The 23,371-nt window shown below is 50.5% G+C and carries 19 protein-coding genes and 1 riboswitch; of the genes, 9 read left to right on the top strand and 10 right to left on the bottom strand.

Going from position 1 to position 23,371, the window contains the following annotated elements; genetic code table 11:
* Positions 1-329: 329 nt before the first annotated feature.
* The 3 genes from elbB to NH568_RS20445 all read left to right on the top strand — a co-directional run bounded on the left by elbB (position 330) and on the right by NH568_RS20445 (position 4,346).
* The gene (elbB, locus tag NH568_RS20455) at positions 330-980 is read left to right on the top strand and encodes an isoprenoid biosynthesis glyoxalase ElbB (protein ID WP_253050403.1); all 651 of its coding nucleotides are present in this window, start codon (positions 330-332) and stop codon (positions 978-980) included.
* Between the two features lie 233 nt (positions 981-1,213).
* On the top strand, positions 1,214-1,603 hold the full coding sequence (locus NH568_RS20450; protein WP_253050401.1) for a cytochrome c5 family protein: 390 nt from the start codon (positions 1,214-1,216) through the stop codon (positions 1,601-1,603).
* Positions 1,604-1,772: 169 nt separating this feature from the next.
* Positions 1,773-4,346: a diguanylate cyclase gene (locus NH568_RS20445; RefSeq protein WP_253050399.1), complete on the top strand. Its 2,574-nt coding sequence runs from the start codon at positions 1,773-1,775 to the stop codon at positions 4,344-4,346.
* On the opposite strand, the gene rep is transcribed toward NH568_RS20445, so the two are convergent.
* A complete protein-coding gene (gene rep, locus NH568_RS20440) occupies positions 4,335-6,347 on the bottom strand; it encodes a DNA helicase Rep (protein ID WP_253050396.1) in 2,013 nt (670 codons plus the stop codon). The genes NH568_RS20445 and rep overlap by 12 nt on opposite strands.
* Positions 6,348-6,474: 127 nt before the next feature.
* Between rep and NH568_RS20435 the strand changes: the two genes are divergently transcribed.
* On the top strand, positions 6,475-6,747 hold the full coding sequence (locus NH568_RS20435; protein WP_054014907.1) for an accessory factor UbiK family protein: 273 nt from the start codon (positions 6,475-6,477) through the stop codon (positions 6,745-6,747).
* Positions 6,748-6,750: 3 nt separating this feature from the next.
* Here the strand turns inward: NH568_RS20435 and can are convergent, their stop codons facing one another.
* The 8 genes from can to ilvG form a co-directional block, all read right to left on the bottom strand.
* Positions 6,751-7,419, bottom strand: a complete 669-nt coding sequence (can, locus tag NH568_RS20430; RefSeq protein WP_138545212.1) for a carbonate dehydratase — start codon at positions 7,417-7,419, stop codon at positions 6,751-6,753.
* 9 nt (positions 7,420-7,428) lie between these two features.
* On the bottom strand, positions 7,429-8,622 hold the full coding sequence (locus NH568_RS20425; protein ID WP_253050456.1) for a methyltransferase: 1,194 nt from the start codon (positions 8,620-8,622) through the stop codon (positions 7,429-7,431).
* A gap of 75 nt (positions 8,623-8,697) precedes the next feature.
* Positions 8,698-9,753 carry an ABC transporter substrate-binding protein gene (locus tag NH568_RS20420; RefSeq protein ID WP_253050394.1) on the bottom strand — a complete coding sequence of 352 codons (1,056 nt, stop codon included), beginning with the start codon at positions 9,751-9,753 and terminating at the stop codon, positions 8,698-8,700.
* Positions 9,754-9,815: 62 nt separating this feature from the next.
* The gene (ilvA, locus tag NH568_RS20415) at positions 9,816-11,360 is read right to left on the bottom strand and encodes a threonine ammonia-lyase, biosynthetic (RefSeq protein WP_253050392.1); all 1,545 of its coding nucleotides are present in this window, start codon (positions 11,358-11,360) and stop codon (positions 9,816-9,818) included.
* A gap of 2 nt (positions 11,361-11,362) precedes the next feature.
* Positions 11,363-13,219, bottom strand: a complete 1,857-nt coding sequence (ilvD, locus tag NH568_RS20410; protein ID WP_253050390.1) for a dihydroxy-acid dehydratase — start codon at positions 13,217-13,219, stop codon at positions 11,363-11,365.
* Positions 13,220-13,331: 112 nt separating this feature from the next.
* Positions 13,332-14,255 carry a branched-chain amino acid transaminase gene (locus tag NH568_RS20405; protein WP_253050388.1) on the bottom strand — a complete coding sequence of 308 codons (924 nt, stop codon included), beginning with the start codon at positions 14,253-14,255 and terminating at the stop codon, positions 13,332-13,334.
* Between the two features lie 18 nt (positions 14,256-14,273).
* Positions 14,274-14,513 (bottom strand): acetolactate synthase 2 small subunit, encoded by a 240-nt coding sequence (gene ilvM, locus NH568_RS20400; RefSeq protein ID WP_010383772.1) that lies wholly within the window; start codon positions 14,511-14,513, stop codon positions 14,274-14,276.
* A 32-nt stretch (positions 14,514-14,545) separates the two neighbouring features.
* Positions 14,546-16,201, bottom strand: coding sequence for an acetolactate synthase 2 catalytic subunit (gene ilvG, locus NH568_RS20395; protein WP_253050386.1), 1,656 nt, complete (start codon positions 16,199-16,201; stop codon positions 14,546-14,548).
* Between the two features lie 471 nt (positions 16,202-16,672).
* On the opposite strand from ilvG, the gene NH568_RS20390 reads away from it, so the two are divergent.
* Positions 16,673-17,590, top strand: a complete 918-nt coding sequence (locus NH568_RS20390; RefSeq protein WP_253050384.1) for a TraB/GumN family protein — start codon at positions 16,673-16,675, stop codon at positions 17,588-17,590.
* 96 nt (positions 17,591-17,686) lie between these two features.
* On the top strand, positions 17,687-18,301 hold the full coding sequence (locus NH568_RS20385; RefSeq protein ID WP_253050381.1) for a hypothetical protein: 615 nt from the start codon (positions 17,687-17,689) through the stop codon (positions 18,299-18,301).
* Here NH568_RS20385 and NH568_RS20380 read toward each other — a convergent pair.
* A complete protein-coding gene (locus tag NH568_RS20380) occupies positions 18,288-20,039 on the bottom strand; it encodes a response regulator (RefSeq protein WP_253050379.1) in 1,752 nt (583 codons plus the stop codon). The two genes, NH568_RS20385 and NH568_RS20380, sit on opposite strands and share 14 nt — an antisense overlap.
* A 174-nt stretch (positions 20,040-20,213) precedes the next feature.
* Positions 20,214-20,390: riboswitch (Lysine riboswitch) on the top strand.
* A gap of 113 nt (positions 20,391-20,503) precedes the next feature.
* Here NH568_RS20380 and dapA point away from each other — a divergent pair.
* The 3 genes from dapA to NH568_RS20365 are packed head-to-tail and all read left to right on the top strand — an operon-like array spanning position 20,504 to position 23,371.
* The gene (gene dapA, locus NH568_RS20375) at positions 20,504-21,400 is read left to right on the top strand and encodes a 4-hydroxy-tetrahydrodipicolinate synthase (RefSeq protein WP_253050377.1); all 897 of its coding nucleotides are present in this window, start codon (positions 20,504-20,506) and stop codon (positions 21,398-21,400) included.
* A gap of 10 nt (positions 21,401-21,410) precedes the next feature.
* Positions 21,411-22,151 carry a 2,3,4,5-tetrahydropyridine-2,6-dicarboxylate N-succinyltransferase gene (locus NH568_RS20370; RefSeq protein WP_253050375.1) on the top strand — a complete coding sequence of 247 codons (741 nt, stop codon included), beginning with the start codon at positions 21,411-21,413 and terminating at the stop codon, positions 22,149-22,151.
* Positions 22,151-23,371 (top strand): PLP-dependent decarboxylase, encoded by a 1,221-nt coding sequence (locus NH568_RS20365; RefSeq protein WP_253050373.1) that lies wholly within the window; start codon positions 22,151-22,153, stop codon positions 23,369-23,371. Before NH568_RS20370 ends, NH568_RS20365 begins: the two co-directional genes overlap by 1 nt.

Here is a 23,371-nt window from a genome sequence, read left to right as displayed (position 1 = left end):
GGATGGCCTGTGGATAACTTTGTAGATAAACATGAGCTATCGGCCCACACATCAAAAAGATGTCTAGGATAAAAAAGTAAAACACTGAATATAAAAGGAAATTTATTTTTACTCTTTTATATGCTTTAAGCTAAGATTGTGGACAGTGACTTTGGAGTCAGTTTACAGCCAGTTATTGAGTGGCTATAAATTCACCGCTTTTTCATGGGCGGAGGCGTATACTAACACAAACGATCAAAGATCAAAGCAGATCCTTTATATTTTTTTATTACTAGCTTAATGACAAAATTGCATATATCGCAAAACAAAGACTTTAAACGGAGATCCCGATGAAACAAGTAGCGATCATTTTAAGCGGTTGTGGCGTCTTTGACGGTGCTGAGATCCACGAATCTGTACTCACTATGCTTCACCTTGAGCGCCTGGGTGCAAGTTATCAGTGTTTTGCACCCGACATTCAGCAACATCATGTGATCAACCACCTCACCGGTGAAGAACAGGACGAGCAGCGCAATGTTCGGGTTGAGGCAGCGCGTATTGCGCGTGGGGAAGTTGCAGATCTCGCCACACTGGACGCCAGTGCATTTGATGCATTGATCCTGCCTGGTGGCTTTGGTGTCGCAAAAAATCTATCCGACTTTGCCTTTAAAGGGGCTGAATCCAATATCCTGGAGACGCTCAAAACAAGCTGTCAGGCTTTCAACCAACTAGGTAAACCCATCGCTTATCTGTGTATTGCACCTGCGCTTATTGGTCATATCCACCCCGCTGGTACGCTGGCCACCATCGGCAATGATGAGGCTACAGCCCAGGCGGTTGAAGCTTTGGGTGCCAGCCACGTTACCTGCGGTGTGGCTGAGATCGTGGTCGATGACAACCACAAAGTCATCAGTACCCCTGCATATATGCTGGCAGGCTCAATTAGCGAAGCATCAAGCGGTATCGAAAAAGCCGTACAAAAGTTACTTGAGCTGGCCTAGCGCTAAACCCGGGCGGCACCATGCCGCCTCTGTCAACCTGTTTAATAATCAAGCAAACCAATTCAATTCATCTACTCTCAACCCTATGATTTTTTGCCCTAACGCAATAAATTTTATTTTTTAGTCGCTTATACTCAAGTTTACGTTTTATAAATTAGTTGGTGACGTTATAATCGGCTTAATTCCGTCATCCATCGTGATAGATCACGTTCAATTTGAAGTGAGCAAGGTAAATGAAGAAACTTTCAGCAGCACTGTTATTGCTATCTACTGCGGCAATCGCACAGCCATTCGACAATTCTTTAACTGAAGAAGCGATTAAAAAGCGTCTTGAGCCTGTGGGCTCTGTCTACCTGGCTGGTGCCGAAGATACTGCTGCCGCGGCGCCTACTGGTCCGCGTTCAGGTGAGCAAGTGTACCAGGCTTCCTGTTTTGCCTGTCATGGCACAGGTGCACTAGGCGCGCCTAAAACAGCTGATGACTGGGCACCACGTATTGCAAAAGGCAAAGATGTGCTACTTGACCACGCAATCAATGGTTTCAACGCGATGCCTCCTCGCGGTACCTGTATGGACTGTAGCGATGACGAAATCGCCGCAGCGATTGATTTTATGATCAAGTAAAAAATCGCCGTGCAGGGGGAGTTAATTCCCCCCTGCTAATGGCGTGTCATGTCGCAGAATTTAAGACAATTATCACCATAATGTTATTAAAATTTTGCACTTGACCCCCCATTGTAAAAATGAAAATATAAGAACAATAAATAGACAATAATAACTCTTGGTTTCATCATTGGAAGATCCCAGCGTCTTAGTTCGCAAACTGACTCGGAAAAATCGCCGTTTAGAGTCCTTGCTGAAAAAATACAAACAAAACTCGCACTTGCAGCATGCCTTGATCCAATTATCAGAGCAGGCCAGTACGGTTGCGGAGTTGACGCTGCTGTACCCCGCAATTCACAACATCTTAGAGCAATATCTACCTAGTAAAAGCTTTTATGTCGTATTACAGAACCAGTTCACTCAGGGTCTGGAACTGTCTTATTTTGTTGATGAAAAAGATGGCATCTCAGTGCCATTGCACGAGGCAAATCACTTTAGCCAGGGGATCACCGGTTACGTCTTTAAAAATCGACAAACCTTGTATCTTAAGCGCCAACAAATGGAGCAAATGAGTGCTCAGGGTCTGTTTAAAGCACTGGGAACCCAAGCTGAGCATTGGGTGGGCGTGCCTATTTTCCGAGAAAAAACCATCATAGGTGTGATGGTCTCGCAAAATTACTCTTCGGATCAGTTTTACAGCGAACAGCAAGTCGAGCTGCTCGAAGTCATGTCTTTATATCTGGCAACGGCAATTGAGCGCGTTAAAAAACGCGAACTGCTAGAATCCGAGGTAAAAATTCGAACCCGAGCTCTGATGCAGAGTAATGAGGCACTTAATACCGAAATTGAGCAACGTAAACGGGCGCTGGAACGACAGCAGATCCTGTTTAAGATCGCAGAGTTGGCCACTCAGTTCAGTGATATCGACGATGTTTACCAGCAAGTCCACCAGATCATGCGTTCCATTACTTTTGCCGATAACCTCTTTATTGCGCTGCATGACAAAGCATCCAACTGGCTAACTTTCCCGTACAGCGTAGACGAGATGACAGACTACAAACCTCGTCCGTTTGCCAATGGCTACAGTGAGCTGGTGATCACCACTGAGCGCAGTCAGCTGATCGACACCAAGCGAGCTCAGGTTCTTATAGACAATGAAATCGTCAAACGGCCCAACAACTATCAGCTAAAGAATGCAGCCACTAGTTGGCTTGGCGCCCCTCTGAAAACGGCAAAAGGGGTTATAGGGCTGATTGCCTGTCAGGCATACAACCATGAGTACGAATACAATCATGAAGATGTTGAATTAATTTCATTTGTCTCGAATCAGATTGCCTCGGTTTTACAAACCCATTTGGCCAATCAGGCCCTCAAAGCCAGTAATCTGGAGCTGGAACATCGGGTGGCTGAAAAAACCAAAGAACTGCGTCAGACTAATTTGCATTTACAGATGCAAATCGAAGAAAGAAAAAAAATTGAGCAGCAGCTTTATCATGATGCCCATCATGATCCGCTGACCACGTTACCAAACCGTTTGCTGTTTCTCACTCAGCTCGAGAAAACCTTACAAAAATACCAGCGTTACCCGGAAAATAATTTTGCCGTTTTATTTATCGATCTCGATAAATTTAAAGACATCAACGATGAACTCGGCCACCAAGCTGGCGACCAGTTTTTAATCTGGGTCAGTAAAGCATTTGCCGAGTGTATTCGTGAACACGACTTGCTGGCACGACTAGCGGGAGATGAGTTTGTGATCCTGCTGGATCACCTGAGCGATCGCCAACAGGCCGAAGACGTCGCCAAGCGTCTGATCAGGGTAATGCAGCAGCCTTTCTGTATGAAGGGTGTATGCATGCAAAGTGGCGCCAGTATTGGTATTACCTATAGCAACAAAGATTACAAAAATACCGACGAAATTATTCGCGATGCCGACGCAGCCATGTACTATGCCAAAAATGCAGGCCGGGGACGGTACGAGTTTTATCACCCGCTACTCAGCGCGGCCAGCACGCAAAGTAAGCAAACCGAGTATCACCATCTCAGTGCACTGCCAGTTCACTTCCGCAGTACCGAGATCGTTAGTATGGCCAATCATGGTCAGCAAATTGTCATGCTGGAAGCGTTTGGTGAACACCCTGTTCTGGGCAGTACCAGCTTCGATATCCTTAAAAAGTTTGCTGCTGCTAAAGATGAGCAACTAAAAATTGAAATGCAGCTGCTTACTCAAGCGCTTGACCAGGCCAGCAGTATTGCCAAAAACAGTAATATCGATGTGTTATTTGCCTGTTCCTGTGCCATTTTAGAAAGCGCCAAATTTAGTGAGCTGAAACAACTTCTGAGCCCCAGAGCCAGTAACTTATGCTTGTTATTTGATGAAAATGAGATCCGCTATGCCTCGAGTATGCAACTCGAGAATCTCAAGGAGCTGTGTAGTCTGGGCATTGCGGTTGGGCTCAACGACTTTGCCAAAGATCGCTGCGATCTGGCGCTGGTCAGTCATGTTGATTTTAAATATCTGCTACTCAGTTCAACATTCAGCAAACGCGTTTTACAGCAAAATAGCTATGATGTGCAGCTACAAGGGATCCTGGCGGTTACCGCATTGAAATCGATTCAGGTTATTGCTAAAGGCCCGGCGATCCTGAACTTCAGAAGCCTGCTGGAGCGCCACGGGCTCAGTTTGTTTTTTGGTAAGCAGCAAAGCTTGACTGGCGCCAGCCAGAACGAAACCCGTTCCGCTCACGAGTCGTTACCGCTTTAACATGGCCCGAAGATTTGCCACTCGGGCCTGACCTTTCTCCATACGCTCGGCCTGTGACTGCACGGGCTTTTTACCCTCACTTTGAATGTCATCCTGCGGCATTTCCTGCACAAAGCGACTGAGTTCCGGGGTGATCTGCTCACCGAACTGACGACGGCTCCTGGCATACGTCATGGTCAATGTCTGCTGTGCACGGGTTACGCCTACATAGGCCAGACGACGTTCCTCCTCCACATTGTCTTCGTCGATGCTGGTCTGGTGTGGCAATAAGCCTTCTTCCATACCGACCATAAAGACGTGGGGATATTCCAGTCCTTTCGAGGCATGTAAGGTCAGCAGTTGCACTGCATCGCTGTCTTCTTCTTCTTCGTTACGCTCAAGCATGTCTCGTAAAGTTAGCTTACTGACCACCTCAGGTAAGGTCATGGGTGGATTGTCGGCATCGCCCGTGAGCATGTCGCTGATCCAGCGATACAGTTCAGACACGTTCTTCATGCGCATTTCGGCGGCTTTGGCGCTGGGCGACGACTCATACAAATAGGCTTCGTAATTAATCTCCCGCACCATGTCCTTCACGGCTTCCAGGGTATCTCCGCGGGTTGCCCTGTCACTCAGCTCCACCACCCAGCGGGCAAACCCCATCAGGGCGTTCAGACCACGGCCACTAAGGCGCTGCGGCAGCTCAGGTTCAAAACAGGCAGCAAACAAACTGATATGTTTATCATTGGCCAGGCTACCCAGCTTTTCTAATGTCACCGGTCCGATCTCACGGCGCGGGGTGTTTACAATCCGCAAGAAGGCATTGTCGTCGTCCTGATTCACCAACAGACGCAAATACGCCATGATATCCTTAATCTCACTGCGGGCGAAAAACGACATTCCGCCACTGATCTTATACGGAATACGGTTGGCCATCAGGGCTTTTTCGAATACCCGGGCCTGGTGGTTACCCCGATACAAAATGGCGTAATCTTTGTAGCTGGTACGCTTCATAAACTTATGGGAGATGATCTCCGCCACCACCCGCTCGGCTTCATGCTCTTCATCGCGGGTTGGGATCAGCCGCAGTGGATCCCCATACCCCAGCTCACTGAATAGTTTTTTATCGAACTCATGGGGGTTATTGGCGATCAGAATGTTCGCCGCCTTAAGGATCCGTCCGGCACTGCGATAGTTTTGTTCCAGCTTAATCAAACGCAGCCCCGGAAAATCTTTGCTCAGCAGCACCAGATTTTGTGGCTTTGCGCCACGCCAAGAATAGATGGACTGGTCGTCATCCCCAACCACGGTAAAGCGGGCACGTTCGCCCACCAACAATTTTACCAGCTGATACTGGCTGGTGTTGGTGTCCTGATATTCATCCACCAGCAGGTAGCGAAAACGCGCCTGCCAGCGCTCGCGCACTTCAACCGAGCTGTTTAATAACAAGGTTGGGATCATGATCAGATCGTCAAAGTCCAGCGCATTATAGGCTCTGAGCTGGGTCTGATAACGCGCATAAAGCTGGGCAAACAGTGCTTTTTGCGCTTCACCGGCTTCGCGAATGGCGCGCTCAGGCTGGATCAGTTCATTTTTCCAGTTACCAATTTGCATTTTCAACAGATTGAGCAGATCTTTGTCGCGATCCAGCTCTTTTTCGGTCAGTTCAGCCAGCAGCTGATGGGTATCCTGATCGTCAAACAAGGAAAAACCTGGCTTGTAACCCAGCGTTTTTACTTCTTTTTTGATGATCTCCAGTCCCAGTGTGTGGAAAGTGGATACCCATAACCCTTTGGCTTCTTGCTTACCCAGCGTCTGCGATACCCGTTCACGCATCTCCTTGGCGGCTTTGTTGGTAAAAGTCACCGCCGCAATGTTACGTGCTTTGTATTCACATTTCTGCACCAGATAGGCAATTTTATTGGTGATCACCCGGGTTTTACCTGAGCCGGCTCCGGCCAGTACCAGACAGGGTCCGCTGATATACTTAACGGCTTCGTCTTGTTTCGGGTTCAGTTTCATAATCTGTGATCACCTTTAGTCAATAAGCTGCTAAGTTTACCGTAATGCTCAAGTGGATCCCAAGCGCTTTTAACCGGTGACCGCTTTAGGTAAGATAGAGACAATAATCAAGCTTAGAGGCCAGCCCATGATCAACCCAGCAAAAATTGAAGAAATCGCCAAGCAGATCTCCAGTAACATGCCACAAGGTGTGAAAAATCTGGCAGATACCTTTGAAAGCAAAACCAAACAAGCCATTCAAAATAAATTGGCAGAAATGGATTTTGTCAGTCGTGAAGAATTTGATATTCAGAGTAAAGTGCTGATCAAAACCCGTGAAAAGCTGACAGAGCTGGAGGCCAAAGTGGCTGAACTGGAAGCTAAACTGGCTACTCAGAATAACGACCAGCCAGAGCAGTAATATCTACAGCTGGTATCGCTTAGCAAGGTCTACCAGGGCCCGCTCGTAGTGCGCTGCCAGTTGCTCTTCATACTCAATCTGCGTATTGAGCTCCTTCAGCAATCCATCTGCCAGACCATACACCCATCCATGAATGGTTAGTTTCTGCCCTCGAGCCCAGGCATCTTGTACCACATTGGTTCGACACACATTGCGCACCTGTTCGATCACATTGAGCTCACACAGGGCATCGCAACGCTGATCAGGGTGGATCTCATTGAGCATCGCCTGATGCATTTCTTTGACATCACCAACATGGCGCAGCCAGTTATCGATCAGACCCAAGCGCGCATCTTCCAGCGCAGCGCGAACACCGCCACACCCATAATGCCCCACAATCAGTACATGCTCTACTTTTAATACCTCAATGGCATACTGCATCACAGATAAGCAATTATGGTCGGTATGCACCACCACATTGGCCACATTGCGATGAACAAATAGATCCCCCGGCATTAAGTCGACAATCTGATTGGCGGGTACCCGAGAGTCGGAGCAGCCAATCCACAGATAATTGGGGTTCTGCTGCATCGACAGCTTGGCAAAAAACTCCGGGTTGTTGGTCTGAGTCTGTTTCGCCCACTGGCGATTGTTGTTGAGCAAGTGTTGCAGCTGGCTGTCAGACTGACACATGGCTTTTCCTTATTCTACTGATTGACACCGCGTAGCCTGAATTAAGATATTTCTTGGTGTCAGTGATTTATGACAAAATTCTGAGAGACTGACATCATACCCGGCCTGTTCAAGATATAATACCCTGTCGAGCACCAGCCACAGTTCTATTGCGCGGCGAAAGGCATGGCGTACCAGCTCGATACGCTCTGTGATGCGCTGACGTGCACGCCCTTGCGCCAGGTAATGGTCAGCATCAAAGTGTGCCGGTAAGTCTAGCTGTTTTTGGTCTGCCGCCCAGTGACAGAAATCAACAAACGACCCGGAAAAAATCGCCTTATTTACAGAGGGCACACTCAGATATTGAGTATCACCTGTCACATCACGACGCAGCGCATCAAAGGCCAGTCGCCACTGCACCTCCCGCTTGCGCACCTTAGCCACTCGACCCGGCGCGGTGACCGTTTCCTGCAACGCCAGCTTCATGTCACTGTGTGACAAACTGAGTATGCTCTGTGCGGCAGCATCGCTCATCGCCAGGTAGGCAGGTTCAGTAAACAGATGGTAACAACAGGGTGACAGGCTGATCTGCTCACACCCTGCGGCGCAGGCCTGTGCCATAAAAGTTTGATGCAAACGACCACACGCATGCAGCGCAACCGCCTGTTGTTGTGGTTTAAAATAATGCTCGATGGGGTCTTTAAGTACGTCGGCACAATGAAAGGTCATGGCCAGACCTTGTTGTTGTGCACTGTGTTGCCCCTGCTGACACAAAGCAGCCTGCAACTCCACGCTGTCAACATGCACAGCCCCCTGATATGCCAGCAGGCGCCCTAAATGGCCTTTGCCTGCACACCATTCAAGGACAGGTAATTTTGTCTGGGCTATCTGACCAACAAAGTCTTGTAACTGCGTCAGCTTACGACCTTTGATGCCATTGCTGAGCCAGAAGGGAAACTCTGGCCGACTCGCTGGCTCCAGTGTCAGTGCCGTCAGTGTTGGTAGCTTGGACAACCCAGAAATGTACGGCGTCAGAAACGACAACAACGCTGCCGGCTCTTGGTCCAGTGCCGTCACTTCCTCATCGCTCAGCGACAGCAACGTACTTTTGAGTTCAGGCCAGGGAATATCAGTATGATCGAAAGCCAGCAATTGCCAGTACTGACGGGAGTCCGCAAGCAGAGCATCCAGGGCTAAAAACTGAGAATGAAAAGAACTGCGCATACAAATCACCGGCACTGAACGAAACAAAGGGCGTTCATTGTATGCGCTCATGCCCCGCTCGCAAAGCACTGACCGTCATTTTAGGGTAAAGCGTCGGTGGCGGAAGAAAATGAGATGTATGTACATGGGCACACAAATCACTGTCACTATCACCGCTAAGGTCAACATCCACGACCAGCTGGTTTCTTTCTGATCCGGCTCGGTATATATAAACTGATGCTTTTGTTCGTGAAACAGAGCAAGATCGAGTCGGTAGAGCTGCGCAATCCACAACCAACGAGCCTGCGACATTGCGCCCAGTGCAATCCCGGGGGCTTTAATAAAAGGCATCAGTTTGTCGGCCTCATTGGCCAACGCTTCAATACTCTTACCCGTTGCATACGCCGTCTTTGTCACTGCAAGCGCTTCGTCCGGGTTACTCATAGCATAGCGCCAACCCTGCAAAGAAGCCCGACGAAAGCGCGCCACGGTGTCAGGCCGGTAGTTCAGCACATCTTCAGAGGTAAACAAGATATCGGCATACACATTCAGACCAAAGTGTTTTGGGCAGATCTGCCGTGTCGCCACGCCTTGCTGCGCAAGTTTATAGGGTTCATTTGAAATATAAACCTGCAAGGCATCAAAGCGCCCGGCAATAAAGTCTTTTATGGGCTCTAACCCTGCATAGAGTGGCAACTGAGTCACGTCAATCCCGGCGCGTTCCAGCATGACAACCAGTTCAGCACCCTCGACCCTACCCAAATGACTGATTTTTTTTCCTGCAAAATCTTTGGGTACATAAATGTCGCTCTCGGCGCGAACCATCCAGCAATAGGGAGAAGACTGAAACACCGCTGCCAGTGCAACCAAAGGCTTGCCCCTCAGACGTTGCTGTAAAATACCTGAGTGCGTCACGCCAAACTGTGCCTGTCCCGACAAGACTTTAAATTGCTCATCCGGGTTATCCGGATCGGCTGCTACGATTTTGACATTCAGCCCCTGCTGGCGATAAAAACCTTTTTTTTCTGCCATATAGTAACCAGCAAACTGGAACTGATGGGTCCATTTAAGTTGTAGCGTCACGTCTTCCAGTGCGGCGAGCATATCACACCACAGCAGCAAGACTGCCAACACTAAAGGGGAATAACTCATTGTGATATGCGCCCGGAGCCTGCCTTGTTACAACTATAGAAGGCACCGGACGGATTGCAATACTAGCTGACGCGACGGTCTGCCTGTGGCATATCGTGCTGAAGATACTGTTTAAAACACGGATTATCTGTTTCTTCCTGATACTGGTAACCCAAACGTTGCAGGTGCTCATCAAAGCGCACACTGTCCTGCGCACCCAGTTCAAACGCCGCCAGTACATTACCCTGCGCTGCACCATGGTTACGATAATGAAATAGCGTTATGTTCCAGTTGCTGCCAAGGGTATCTAAAAAGCGCGCCAGTGCACCGGGATACTCGGGAAACTCAAATCGAAACAACCGCTCGCTCAGGGCCACGGGCGGTTTACCCCCAACCATATAACGAATATGCAGCTTCGCCAGTTCATTATCAGACAAATCAGTAAACTGATAATTCGCCTCGCTCAGACTGGTTTTAAGCTCCTGGAGTTCCTGCTCGCCGCCACGTAATCCGACACCGGCAAAAATCTGGGCCGTTTCACCACCGGCATATCGATAGTTAAACTCAGTGATCGCACGACCCGACAGGGCATGACAAAAGCGCTTGAAGCTGCCTTTGGATTCTTCTATGGTCACCCCCAGCAACGCCTCGCTGCGTGCTCCCAGCGCCGTGCGCTCGGCAATATACCTTAAGCGATCAAAGTTGAGGTTAGCACCAGACAACACAGAAGCCAGTGTCAGACCCTGTTCATCACTGCTCTGGCACCACTTCTTTAAGCCAGCTGTGGCCAGTGCCCCGGAAGGCTCTGCAATAGCCCGGGTTTCAACAAAAATATCCTGCACTGCTGCACAGATCTCATCCGCACTCACAGTGACAACCTCATCACAGTATTGCTCGGCCAGGCGAAAAGTTTCACAGCCAATGCGCTTTACCGCAACACCATCGGCAAAGCTGCCAACTCGTGCCAGTTCAACCGGGTGCCCGGCTTCCAGTGCCGCTTTCAGACAGGCACTTTCCTCAGCTTCAACACCCACCACGCGGATCTCGGGGCGCAACGATTTAATGTATACGGCCATACCGGCCAGTAAGCCTCCGCCCCCAACGGGTACGAATACCACATCCAACTGATGCAGCTGTTGCATCAGCTCGCGTGCAACGGTCCCCTGGCCGATGATCACGTCTTTATCATCAAATGGTGGTACAAACACACCGCCTTCCGATTTACATAAAGACTGAGCGTACTCCTGCGCGGCATCAAAATGATGACCATACAAGACCACTTCACCTCCCTGGCTGCGTACCGCATTGACTTTTATCTCTGGTGTCGTCACCGGCATCACTATGATGGCTCGATGACCCAAATGAGCGGCGCTTAACGCCACCCCCTGAGCATGATTGCCGGCTGAGGCCGTCACGACCAGACTATTTGCGGGCAGCTTGCTCAGCTTGTGATATGCACCACGTAATTTAAACGAATAAACCGGTTGTTGATCTTCGCGCTTGAGCCAGATCTGATGTCCGAGCCGGGCGGAAAGCCCGCTCAGCTCACTGACCTCGGTCTCCCGGACCAGTGGCGAGACATTGGCCTGCACAACAGCACGAAAATAATCGAGCTCTTTTGCCACCATAATTAACTCAATGCCTCCAGCTTCTCGAAATCGCGTACCGCACCTTTGTCTGCACTCGTCGCCAGCAGGGCATAGGCCTTCAGAGCGGGGCTCACATAACGCTGACGATCCAGCGGCTTATAAGCCATTTTCCCACGGCCGTCTTGCTGTTCTTTACGTGCTTGCAGCTGCTGTTCATCCAGTAGCACGTCAATGCTGCGTGCAGGAATATCAATGCGGATCATATCGCCGTTTTCCACCAACGCCAGCGCACCGCCACTTGCGGCTTCTGGTGAGGCATGGCCAATCGACAAACCAGACGTGCCACCAGAGAAGCGGCCATCGGTTAACAAGGCACAGTCTTTATCCAGCCCCATAGATTTGAGGTAGCTGGTCGGATACAGCATTTCCTGCATACCCGGCCCACCTTTGGGGCCTTCGTAGCGGATCACTACTACATCACCTTTTTTCACCTTGCCACCGAGGATCCCCTCTACGGCATCATCCTGAGATTCAAACACCACAGCTGGGCCTTCAAAGCACAGCATGTCATCATCCACCCCGGCACTTTTCACGATACAGCCATCCAGCGCCAGGTTGCCGGTCAGCACCGCCAGACCACCGTCCTGACGAAACGCGTGTTCAACACTGCGAATGCAGCCGCCCTCACGGTCCAGATCCAGCTCATCCCAGCGACACTCCTGACTCATAGCTTGTGTGGTGCGTACGCCAGCGGGACCTGCACGATAGAAGGTTTGCGCACGCTCATTACTCGGATCGGTGGCATCCCAGCGTTTAATGACCTCGCCAAGGGTGCCACCTGCCACATGGCCTACTGCTAAATCGAGTTTGTCGGCTTTGGCCAGTTCATTCAGAATCGCCATGATGCCACCGGCGCGGTGGACGTCTTCAATATGATATTGCTGAGTTGCCGGTGCCACCTTACATAAGAAAGGCGTGGTACGAGATAAGCGATCGATGTCGGCCATATCAAATTCGACCCCACCTTCGATGGCTGCCGCGAGCAAATGCAGCACGGTATTAGACGAGCCCCCCATGGCAATATCCAGGGTCATGGCATTGGTAAACGCAGCCTGGTTAGCAATGTTACGCGGCAGTGCAGCCTCATCGTCTTTGCCGTAATAATCTTCGCACAACGCCATGATGCGCTTTGCAGCCCCTTCATATAAAAAGCGGCGATCGGCATGGGTGGCCAGGGTAGTACCATTACCCGGTAATGCCAGACCCAATGCTTCGAGTAAACAGTTCATAGAGTTAGCGGTAAACATGCCTGAGCAGGAACCACAGGTTGGGCAAGCCGAGCGCTCTACCTGCTCGGAGTCTTCGTCGCTGACACTGGGGTCGGCGCCTTTGACCATGGCATCAACCAGGTCGAGTTTGATGTCGATGTCGGCGAGGCGCGTTTTGCCCGCTTCCATCGGCCCACCCGAGACAAAGATCACAGGGATATTCAGCCGCAGCGCCGCCAGCAGCATGCCCGGGGTGATTTTGTCGCAGTTTGAAATACACACCATGGCATCAGCGCAGTGGGCATTAACCATATACTCTACCGAATCGGCGATGAGATCCCGCGAAGGCAAAGAATACAACATGCCGCCATGGCCCATCGCAATACCATCATCGATGGCAATGGTATTAAATTCGCGTGGTACACCGCCGGCGTCCCGGATGGCATCGGCCATCAGCTCGCTGAGTTGATTGAGGTGCACGTGCCCGGGCACAAACTGGGTATACGAGTTCACCACTGCCACGATGGGCTTATGAAAATCACTGTCGGTCATGCCGGTCGCGCGCCATAGTGCGCGGGCACCTGCCTGTTGTCTGCCTTCAGTGGTTGTTTTGCTGCGTAACTTTGCCATGTTGACCCCTTATCCAGTCTGCGCTGCCCCATCTGGCAACGGCTTTCCTCATTCCAAAAAAATGTATACCGGATCAGCTGACCCGGCGTGTATTAAGTAACAGTGCCTGAGCTTAATCGTTCACGTAGTCCAGCCAGCCTTGCGGATCGTCACTTTGCCCTTTCACCAGATCAAAGTACGCCTGCTGTAACTCTGCGGTGATCGGTCCGCGTTTGCCATCACCGACCTGAATTTGGTCAACGCTACGAACTGGTACAACTTCAGCAGCGGTACCCACCATAAAGAACTCATCCGCCAGATACAGACCTTCGCGGGCGATTGGCTCTTCTCTGACCTCATAACCCCGTGCTTTTGCCAGATGCATAATGGTGTCACGGGTTAAACCAGGCAAAATACTCGCTGTTGTTGGCGGGGTATAGATGATGCCCTTGCGGATCACAAAGAGGTTCTCACCCGCGCCTTCACTCAGATAGCCGTTGACATCCAGTGCAATGCCTTCAACATAGCCATGACGCTTAGCTTCTGCCGTTATGAGCTGGGAAGACAAATAGTTACCGCCCGCTTTGGCAGCAGTAGGCATCGTATTCGGTGCAAGACGCTGCCAGGAGGAGACACATGCGTCCACACCATTCTCTAAACTACCTTCACCCAGGTAAGCGCCCCACTCCATTGCCGCAACAGTCACTTCCGCGCGGTGAGATTTCGGGTGCACGCCCAGACCAACGTGGCCTAAAAAGGCAAAAGGACGCAGGTAAGCATTGGTGAAACCATTTTTTGCCACCGCGTCTTTACACGCCTGCATAATCTCTTCCTGAGTGAAAGGGATCTCGATGCGATAGATTTTGGCCGAATCAAATAAACGCTGAATATGATCCTTGAGACGGAAAATAGCCGGACCCTTAGGCGTATCGTACGCGCGGATCCCTTCAAATACGGAGCTTCCATAATGTATGGCATGACTGAGCACATGCGTGGTGGCTTGCTCATAGGGGATTAATTCGCCATTGTGCCAAATGTATTGTGAAGTTTGTGTCATTGTTTAAAACCTTATTTATTATATTGCCTGCTGTAGTGTGTGCAGATCGACTGACTGCACTTCAACCAGCTTATTTAATTGTGACGTCAATAGATAGATGGGTTTGTCACTATCTACCGTCATTTTGACGTGAAATAACTCTTCATGGCCCTGCAGCTCTAATTGGGTCAGGCGAAACCCGCGATGACGGGCGACGCGCAAAAAACGCTCGACTGCGATGGCCTGGTTGTTTACCGCTACGGTGAGTTGATGTTTCATGGTGTTCGCTCCGTCAAAGGAAATCAGTAAAGTTAATTTTGCTGTTGCGATTGCGTCAGCATTTCATGGTTTGCTGCGCCCGGCGGTACTAATGGCCAGACATTTTCTTTATCATCGATGCAGGCATGCAATATATAGGGGCCCTTTGAAGCCAGCAGCGCATCGACCGCTCCATCGACCTCATCCGCGCGGGTGATGGTCTGTCCCGGAATACCGAACACCGCAGCCAGTTGCACAAAGTCCGGGTTATCTGACAAATTGGTCTCACTGTAACGGCCATCAAAAAAGAGCTGCTGCCACTGGCGTACCATGCCCAGGCGCTGATTATCGAGGATGACGATTTTGACCGGTAAGTTATTACGTCGTATAGTCGCCAGCTCCTGTATATTCATCATGATAGAGCCATCACCGGATACCGTGATCACCATATCTTCCGGGCGAGCAACCTGCGCTCCGATGGCAGCCGGCAAACCAAACCCCATGGTGCCTGCGCCGCCACTACTCAGGTGATTACTTGGATGGCTGAATCGCATATGTTGTGCCACCCACATCTGGTGTTGGCCCACATCGCAACACACCACCCCCGAATCCGGCATCAAGCGACTCAAACGGTTCAGCAGATAAGGGGCATATACCTTGTCACCAGGATAGTCATAACGCCAGGCATGTTGCTCAGCCAGCGCACTGATGTGGGCACGCCAGGGAGCCGGCGCCAAATCGCCCTGTAATAAAGGTAAAGAGACTTTTAAATCGGCGATCAGTGAAGCCGCAGCAGGTTTACGCTTACCCACTTCAGCCGGGTCGATGTCCAGATGGATCACTTTGGCCGCGGCAGCAAACTTCGCCAGATTGCCCGTTACCCGATCGTCAAAGCGCGCACCGATACAGACCAGCAAATCACACTCCTGCACCGCAAGGTTCGCAGCCTGTCCCCCATGCATACCCAGCATCCCCAGATCATATGCATAGTCAGGCTTTACGCTGCCCAGTGCTTTGAGTGTCGACACAGCGGGCATCTGCGTGCGTTGCAAAAAGGCCATTAGCTCGGCCTGCGCATCTGCACTGTGGACACCGCCACCGACATAAGCCACCGGCTTTTTCGCCTGCGCCAAAAGCGCATTGGCTTTGTCCAGCTCAAAACTCGACAATGGCGTTGGCTGATACGCCTCTGCTTGCCAGCCAGTCACCGGAACCTGGGCCTGCTGAATGTCTTTCGGAATATCCACCAACACCGGACCTGGGCGGCCTGACTGTGCAATATGCATGGCCTGCTGCAACACGTCTGCCAAATCTTCACCACGTTCAACCATGAAACTGTGCTTAGTGCAGGATAGCGACATACCCAATACGTCGACTTCCTGGAAGGCATCAGAGCCGATAGCAGCAGTAGGCACCTGACCGGTGATCGCCAGCAGCGGTACCGAGTCCATCATGGCATCGGCCAGAGCTGTCACCAGGTTGGTAGCACCAGGGCCTGATGTCGCAAAACAAACGCCCAGCTTACCTGTGCTTCTGGCGTAGCCAACCGCCGCAAACCCGGCGCCTTGTTCATGGCGGGTCAGATAATGCTTCAGCGGCGCACCGTATAGCGCGTCGTAAATCGGCATGATGGCTCCACCCGGATACCCGAATACCGAACTCACCCCTTGTTTTACCAACATGTCTATTACCAATTGTGCGCCTGTCATTGTTTTGCCTATTGCCCTTTGTCTTTGAATTTGGCCCTAAAACGAAAAAGCCCCCCGAACTTCTCAGTGCGGGGGGCTTTTTGCTAATACTTTTTAAACAGCACTAACCAGCCCCCGCGGTAATAATAATCACCACGTTGATAATCACGACTAGTAGAGAAACTGTTTTCATCATGTCACTGCTCTTTAATTAAAACCGAATACGTTGCACGCGCCCGAAGCGCTCCTGTGTGCTCTTTTTTTATTAGTAACCCGCGAGCGGCTAACAAGTCAACCCTAAAAATTATGCTAATTAATAAGCGAGGAAGAAGTGATTTTAAAAATAAATCTAAAAAAACAACGTTACACGAATAAAAAATACCAGATTAAAAACTCACTCCGCCTTAAAGTCAAAGAGAGTATTTTTTCTCACACGATTCATCCTTACGCGCCACAACATTAAATTTTTATGATTTACTCCGGGAATTGATTATGATGTACCCACTTATATCGCATTCGGAGGGGATCATGCCCCATCTTACTCGCCTGACCCTGTTGTTCTTTGTGCTCGTAGCCTCACTACTTAGCCACCCCGTCACAGCCAAACCAGCCCTGTGGAGTGTGGAAAAAAACGGTGTTACCTCTTATTTATTCGGTACCGTTCATGTTGGTGACGCGTCTATGGAGGGGTTAGACCAACGCCTCAAAACCGCCATAGCAAATAGCCAAGCGGTGGTAGTCGAGCTCAATACCAAAGCCATCAGCGCGGCAGAGCTGCAACGCAGAACCTTGCCATTTATGCTGCTTGGGCAAGGACAAACACTAAAAACCACTCTGACAAGCACAATCTACCAGCAAGTTAAGCAGTACTTGTCAGCACGTGATATGAAGATAGAACTGTTCAATCATTATCAACCCTGGTTTGTGATGCTCACTATTTTGCAGCTGGAATACACCAAAGCAGGGTTCGGTGAAGAGTTTGGCATTGACGGGCAAGTCATAGAGTACGCCACTCAGCTCAACAAGCCGATTATGGAATTAGAAAGTCTTGAGCAACAGCTCACCATATTCACGGCTTTAGGCACGCAAAGTGACGCCATGATAGTCGACACACTCAAGCAGGTTAAAGACTTTGATCGCTATTTCACAAAGATGCTTACAGCTTGGAAGCAAGGCGACTATCAACAACTTAATGTGTTTTATGATATGAGTTTTGATGACACTGAGTATGGTCAGCAAGCAGAGCAAGTCATGCTTATTGAGCGTAATAACGCCTGGGTGAAAGCGCTCATACCCAAGCTCGTCAACAGCGCGCACTTTATTGCTGTCGGCGCACTGCACTTGCCCCAAAAACACGGCCTGATCAGCCAATTTAAAAACCAGGGATTCAAGGTCCAGCGCATCCATTAATCACCTGTAAAGCGGCTTTTTTGAGTCGCTTTTAAACCTTTTCATTTTCGAGTGCGTCACACAGATATCAATACGATATCAACAAAGGACAACAGGATGAGAATCAATCTGATCACTGCCGCACTACTGATACTGAGCGCAACAGCTCAGGCGGATGAAACACGCACTTTAACCCACTCCTTCGACATAGCTGACAGCTCAGAGCTGGAAATTCAGTTTCCAATAGGCAAGCTCAAAACCGTAAGCCATTCAGGTAAAACGATCGATGTGACCATTGAGCTTGAACCCGCTGAGCACGATATAGATTGGCTGCCGGATGCATTGGCAGAGATAAAACTAGACAGCCGCAGAGAAGGAGATGATCTCAATCTGAGCATCAACAATAAGTATGTAAAGCAAAGCTGGACGGTTAAGGTGCCGGAATCAATGGAGCTGGATATCGAGATTGACGTAGGTAACGTCAAACTCCTCGGTTTGAATAATGATGCGGATGTTGAAATTGGCGTTGGTAATGTCAATATCGAAACTACGGCTGATGATTTTCGCCGGGTACGTTTCGATGCTGGCGTGGGGAAAACACGCTTATCTGACATGCCGGGAGACGTTGATACCGAGCGCAACATGGTAGGCGAAACGCTGCGTTACCGTGGTAAAGGTGAGCACAGCATTGATATTGAAGTCGGTGTCGGCAATATCACTATGCGTCGTTAGCAGATAAGATTTTAACCAGGGCCCGCTCCAGGGCTTCTTGATCCACAGGCTTAAACAAATAATCAGTCGCGCCAAGCTGCATGGCCGACTTAATTGCCTGTTCAGACGTATTGGCCGTCAGCACCAGAATAGGGGTCGACAACGCCAGCGTCTGTCGGATCTCTTTGATTGCTTTGAACCCGTCCATAATAGGCATATTCAGATCCATCAGAATGACGTCAAAAGACTGATGGCCCAATACTTCAATCGCCTGCCCACCATGGCTGGCATGGATACTGGTTAGCTCCAGACTTTCAAGCATTTTTTCGATGATTTTGGCATTCAGCAGATTATCCTCAACCAGTAAGACTTTGCAGCGGGTAATGCCGTGCACCTGCTCTGGCTCAGGGAGGCGCTTCAGGGGTACACTCAATAACGCTTTGGTGCCATGAGGCTGACGGGCAACGAACGACAACTCACCAGACATAATTGCCAATAGTAAATTGCAGCGTGCCAGCCCCAGCTGTAAACCCTGGAAGTGGTGTCCGTCTGAGTTATTTTCTGAGGGGGGGGCATTCACACGCGCCATATTAAAGCCAGGGCCGCTGTCTTCTACCTCACAATAAAAACGCCAATTTAACTCGTCCTCTTCAGGGTTGGCCTGCTCAACCCACGCAGACAAAGTCACGACTCCCTGATCGGTAAATTTCACCGCGTTATCGAGCAACTGCCCAATAACCCAGCTCAAACGTTCGTGATCACATTCAAAAATTTTCTCGGTATGGCTGCTAAAATGGTAGCTAAAGTCTAAGCCTTTTTCTTTTGCTAGCAGACGATAAGTAGCGATGGATTGCCCCAGCGTATCAGTTAAGCGCGCCGGATGAAAATAGAGTTCGGGTTGCTGTTCGTCAGACAATCGATTGTAGTCTTCCACAGAGGCGATCAGGGCTTTCAATTGCTGTGCCGCCTTATTGGCCTGCGCCAGATACCCTTCACGCTGAGACTCCTGATACAAATGTAAATATCCCAGTACCGCCTGCAAAGGCGTGCGTAATTCATGGCTGGCGCGGGCCAGGAACATAGCCCGGCTTTGGTTGGCATGTTCTGCTTTCAGACGCGTTTGCTGTAAGCGCTCAATTGCGCTGGCAATACTGCGCTCCATTGGAAAAAAGATCCACTTGATCTCAGCAATAAGCAACGTCAGCCCCACCAACCACATCAGTAATTGCAAATTTCTCAGTTTCTCGATCTTCTGGTTGGCTGATTGTTCGAACAACAACACAGCATGATCTAAATCTTGCAGCAGCAACTGAGAGCGGGCATGGATCTCCTGGATCTGGTCCAGGCTCGGTTGCTCAGCGGTACGTGAGAGCAGAGATAAATACTGATTCAGCTGGTTGTTCAAATCACCAGGCTGAGTAAAGTACCAGGCATACAGTTCGGCGTTCAGATGCAGGTATTCTTCGCCGTCACGCATGGTCAAAAAAGCGTGGTTACTTCGCAGCAGCTGCAACGCGTTGCCCAGAGCCTGACGGTCTGCAGTGACATTACGCTCGCGCATAATGATCACATACTCAAGATGCAACGCCGCTTTTTGCGATAGCATGCGCTGCATGCCCGCAACATTGATCACTCTCGCAGCCTGCTTTTGCTGGTCCAGTAAATACAAGGTCAAGCCGGTTGTCATGGTCAGCAACAGCAACATAATAACCAGCGCCACCAGGTATTTCAGGCGATAGCGTGTAACCAGATTGTTCAAATCATCCCTCCATTTGCCAGCCAACTCGTCCAGGCTTCTGACTCATTCCCAGTTTAGATTAAATTTCAAACTTTTGCCGACGGCGACTTGACACCCAGACGGCCAAAATGTTTCAATGCGCCCGTACCCTATTTTATCCAGACAGCCATGCATGCAAAAATGTGTGGGTGTCTTAGGGCTGGAAGAGGTGCGTTATTCAGGTATTTGAGTGGAGGAGAGCAAACTCCCGGGAAACTCAAAGAGGGGAATTAACGCCGAGAAACACTGTGTTTTGCTTGCACAGTGTTTCGGGCGACTGGGCTGAATCCCAGCGACTGTCACCAACACATTTGGTGGAGAGCTTCTGGTCTTAGAAACAATATGGCCAGCGGCCTATTCTTTTTAAGTCCATTGCTCTTCGAATTTTAAACGGTTCGGAGCAGGACATTTCCCTGACTACCGGGCCAGCAAGAAGTTCGGTAGAGATGAAATCACACACTTTGTTATCTGACCCGTTATCTGACTACCCGTTATGGACGGCTTTGGTTACGCCTTTTGATGCGTACGATCAAGTCGATTACCACAGCTTAGAGCAACTCGTCGCTCTGCAAGTAGAAGCAAACAATGGCATTTTGCTGTTGGGTAGCACAGGAGAAGGATTAGCCCTGACCCTTGCTGAACAACAAAGAATCGTTGAGTTTGTTTGTGCATTAAAGCCCTCTGTACCTATTATGGTTGCTGTTGGCGGCATTAATCTGTCAGCCCAGCTGGAGTGGGTTGAGTTTTGCAATACACAAAACATTGACGCGCTGCTACTGGGCTCCCCACTCTATGCCAAGCCCGGAGTGATTGGTCAGACTCAGTGGTTCGATACCTTGCTCAGCGCTACTTCACTGCCATGCATGTTATACAATGTTCCTGGTCGCAGTGCCGTTGCCATTGCCCCTGAAGTGCTGACTAACCTGGCACATCATGACAATTTGTGGGCACTTAAAGAAGCCAGTGGTGACATTGCCACATTTGAATCTTTTCGCCGCGCGCTGCCGAAACTGGCGATATACAGCGGTGACGATGCTTTGCTTCCCTACTTTGCCCAGGCCGGTGCCGCCGGCCTGGTTTCTGTGGCAGCCAACGCCTGGCCTGTTCAAACCGCAGAGTTTGTGCGCCGCGCACTCAGTGGCACCAGCCCTAACCTGTTTACCATCTGGGCCGACGCCATTAGCAGCCTGTTTATCGTTGCAAACCCCATCCCGGTTAAAACGCTCATGCATCTGCAAGGTAATTTGGCCACGCCTCACCTCAGGCCGCCACTGACGCATCTGGAACTAACCAATAATGCGGCTCTGAGCGCCGCCAACGAACAGATTTTATCCTGGAATTAAGAGAATCCCTATGACCTGGTCAACACTTTTAGATAATTTAGAAAATGGCTCACAACGTGCGGCAACCCAAGACGAACAAGGTAACTGGCATGCTAACGTCGAAGTAAAAGAAGGTATCCTGGCGGCGTTTCGTGCCGGTCAGAATACCGAATATCCAGGTGGCTTTGTAGACAAAGACAACCTGGCACCGCGTGGTTTCTCAGCCAGTGATGCGGTACGTATGGTCCCCGGAGGCAGTAGCGTACGCCGCGGTGCTTATGTTGCACCCGGTACCATTATTATGCCACCCGCTTATGTCAATATCGGTGCCTACATAGACAGTGGCACTATGGTCGACAGTCATGCATTGGTTGGCTCCTGTGCTCAGATAGGAAAGAACGTGCACCTCAGCGCCGCCGTACAGATCGGTGGAGTATTAGAGCCAGTCGGTGCCAGCCCGGTTGTTGTCGAAGACGATGCCTTCATTGGCGCGGGGTGCGTACTGGTTGAGGGCGTAGTCGTGAAACAAGGGGCTGTGTTAGCTCCTGGTGTTCGCTTGTCTGCCAGCATTCCGGTGTACGACTGTGTTAATGAGCGTACGCTGGGCAAAGGCGAAGCCATTCCTCCGTTTGCCATTGTGATCCCAGGCTCACGCCCGGCTTCCAGTGACTGGGCCAAAGCCCAGGGGCTGAGCATGTCCTGCGCCTTGATAGTGAAATATCGTGACGAACAAAGTGATGCGTCATTAGAACTCGAAGAGGTGCTTCGCTAATGTTAGCCTTGAGTACGCCTTTGCGCGAGCAACTTAATGCGCTGTGCACAGAGCAGGACAACCGTGACCCGGCAACGCCCTTTTTTGTCTATGATCTCGATGCGCTGCACGCCCATGTAAGCCGCCTTACCACTCAAGATGTGGTGAAACTCTGGTACGCGGTCAAAGCCAACCCTCTCTCCAGTGTGCTTAACACGCTAGACAAAGCAGGGTTCAACTTTGACGTTGCCAGTCGCGGAGAGCTTACACAAGTGCTGTCACAGGACATCGCAGCTGAGCGCGTACTCAACACCGGGCCGGCCAAGTCGCCAGCCCAGATCCAGCATTTCCTCGATGCTGGCGTCACCACCTTTGTGGCTGAAAGTCTCAATCAGGTGCGCTGGTTGAATGACGCCGCAGAACAACATCAAAAAACTCTGACAGTGCTGCTGCGCGTTCAGCTGCGTTGGCCAGCAGGCGACAAAAACCCGCTTGGTGGCGACAGCCTGACGCCCTTCGGCCTCGGGTCTGAGCAATGGCAGCAACTGACTCTAAGTGATTATCCAGCGCTGGACTTTGCCGGCCTGCATATTTTCCAGTGGGGTAATATGCTGGACGCATCCAAGTTGGCCAGCCTGTGGCAACAAATGGTGCCACCTCTGGTTAGCCTGAGCACACAACTCGGCATGCCACTGCGGATCCTGGACCTGGGTGGCGGATTAGGTGTGCCTTATGAACCGGATCAGCAACCGCTTGACTGGGATCAGATTATCGACAGCCTGGCCGCCATCAAGGCCGAAGCAGGCGTGCAGGAGCTGTGGATGGAGTTGGGCCGCTATGCGGTCGCGCACTGTGGCTACTATCTGAACCCGGTTGTAGAGCAAAAAGAAAACTATGACGAACATCAGCTGATCCTTGCCGGCGGTATCAATCACCTGCTGCGCCCGGCGGTAACCGGTCAGGCCTTTCCGGCCCAGGCACTGCGCGCATCTACTGCCGCTGATCGCCAGTACCATTTGCATGGCCCCTTGTGTACCGCGCTGGATCACCTCGGGACTCACCCCCTGCCTGAGGACCTCGGATATGGCGACTGGCTGGTCTTTAGCCAGTGCGGTGCCTATGGCTTTACCGAGAGTATGCCCTACTTCCTGTGCCATGAACTGCCGGCTGAATACGTCTTTAAGCAGGGCCAGTTGTACTGCATTCGTCAAAGCGAGCACGCCGACTATTATCTGAGGTAA

Origin of the sequence: Pseudoalteromonas sp. XMcav2-N (assembly GCF_024124545.1) — a bacterium.
Lineage (GTDB): Bacteria > Pseudomonadota > Gammaproteobacteria > Enterobacterales > Alteromonadaceae > Pseudoalteromonas.
This window is presented reverse-complemented; position numbering and strand designations above follow the sequence as displayed.

What these genes read in the sequence shown, in the direction of transcription:
- NH568_RS20425 (WP_253050456.1), bottom strand. Translation starts at nt 8,622, where the DNA reads ATGCGCAGTTCTTTTCATTCTCAGTTTTTAGCCCTGGATGCTCTGCTT.
- NH568_RS20370 (WP_253050375.1), top strand. Translation starts at nt 21,411, where the DNA reads ATGACCTGGTCAACACTTTTAGATAATTTAGAAAATGGCTCACAACGT.
- rep (WP_253050396.1), bottom strand. Translation starts at nt 6,347, where the DNA reads ATGAAACTGAACCCGAAACAAGACGAAGCCGTTAAGTATATCAGCGGA.
- elbB (WP_253050403.1), top strand. Translation starts at nt 330, where the DNA reads ATGAAACAAGTAGCGATCATTTTAAGCGGTTGTGGCGTCTTTGACGGT.
- NH568_RS20405 (WP_253050388.1), bottom strand. Translation starts at nt 14,255, where the DNA reads ATGACACAAACTTCACAATACATTTGGCACAATGGCGAATTAATCCCC.
- NH568_RS20435 (WP_054014907.1), top strand. Translation starts at nt 6,475, where the DNA reads ATGATCAACCCAGCAAAAATTGAAGAAATCGCCAAGCAGATCTCCAGT.
- NH568_RS20390 (WP_253050384.1), top strand. Translation starts at nt 16,673, where the DNA reads ATGATGTACCCACTTATATCGCATTCGGAGGGGATCATGCCCCATCTT.
- NH568_RS20420 (WP_253050394.1), bottom strand. Translation starts at nt 9,753, where the DNA reads ATGAGTTATTCCCCTTTAGTGTTGGCAGTCTTGCTGCTGTGGTGTGAT.
- dapA (WP_253050377.1), top strand. Translation starts at nt 20,504, where the DNA reads ATGAAATCACACACTTTGTTATCTGACCCGTTATCTGACTACCCGTTA.
- ilvD (WP_253050390.1), bottom strand. Translation starts at nt 13,219, where the DNA reads ATGGCAAAGTTACGCAGCAAAACAACCACTGAAGGCAGACAACAGGCA.
- NH568_RS20385 (WP_253050381.1), top strand. Translation starts at nt 17,687, where the DNA reads ATGAGAATCAATCTGATCACTGCCGCACTACTGATACTGAGCGCAACA.
- NH568_RS20365 (WP_253050373.1), top strand. Translation starts at nt 22,151, where the DNA reads ATGTTAGCCTTGAGTACGCCTTTGCGCGAGCAACTTAATGCGCTGTGC.
- NH568_RS20450 (WP_253050401.1), top strand. Translation starts at nt 1,214, where the DNA reads ATGAAGAAACTTTCAGCAGCACTGTTATTGCTATCTACTGCGGCAATC.
- ilvM (WP_010383772.1), bottom strand. Translation starts at nt 14,513, where the DNA reads ATGAAACATCAACTCACCGTAGCGGTAAACAACCAGGCCATCGCAGTC.
- can (WP_138545212.1), bottom strand. Translation starts at nt 7,419, where the DNA reads ATGTGTCAGTCTGACAGCCAGCTGCAACACTTGCTCAACAACAATCGC.
- ilvA (WP_253050392.1), bottom strand. Translation starts at nt 11,360, where the DNA reads ATGGTGGCAAAAGAGCTCGATTATTTTCGTGCTGTTGTGCAGGCCAAT.
- ilvG (WP_253050386.1), bottom strand. Translation starts at nt 16,201, where the DNA reads ATGACAGGCGCACAATTGGTAATAGACATGTTGGTAAAACAAGGGGTG.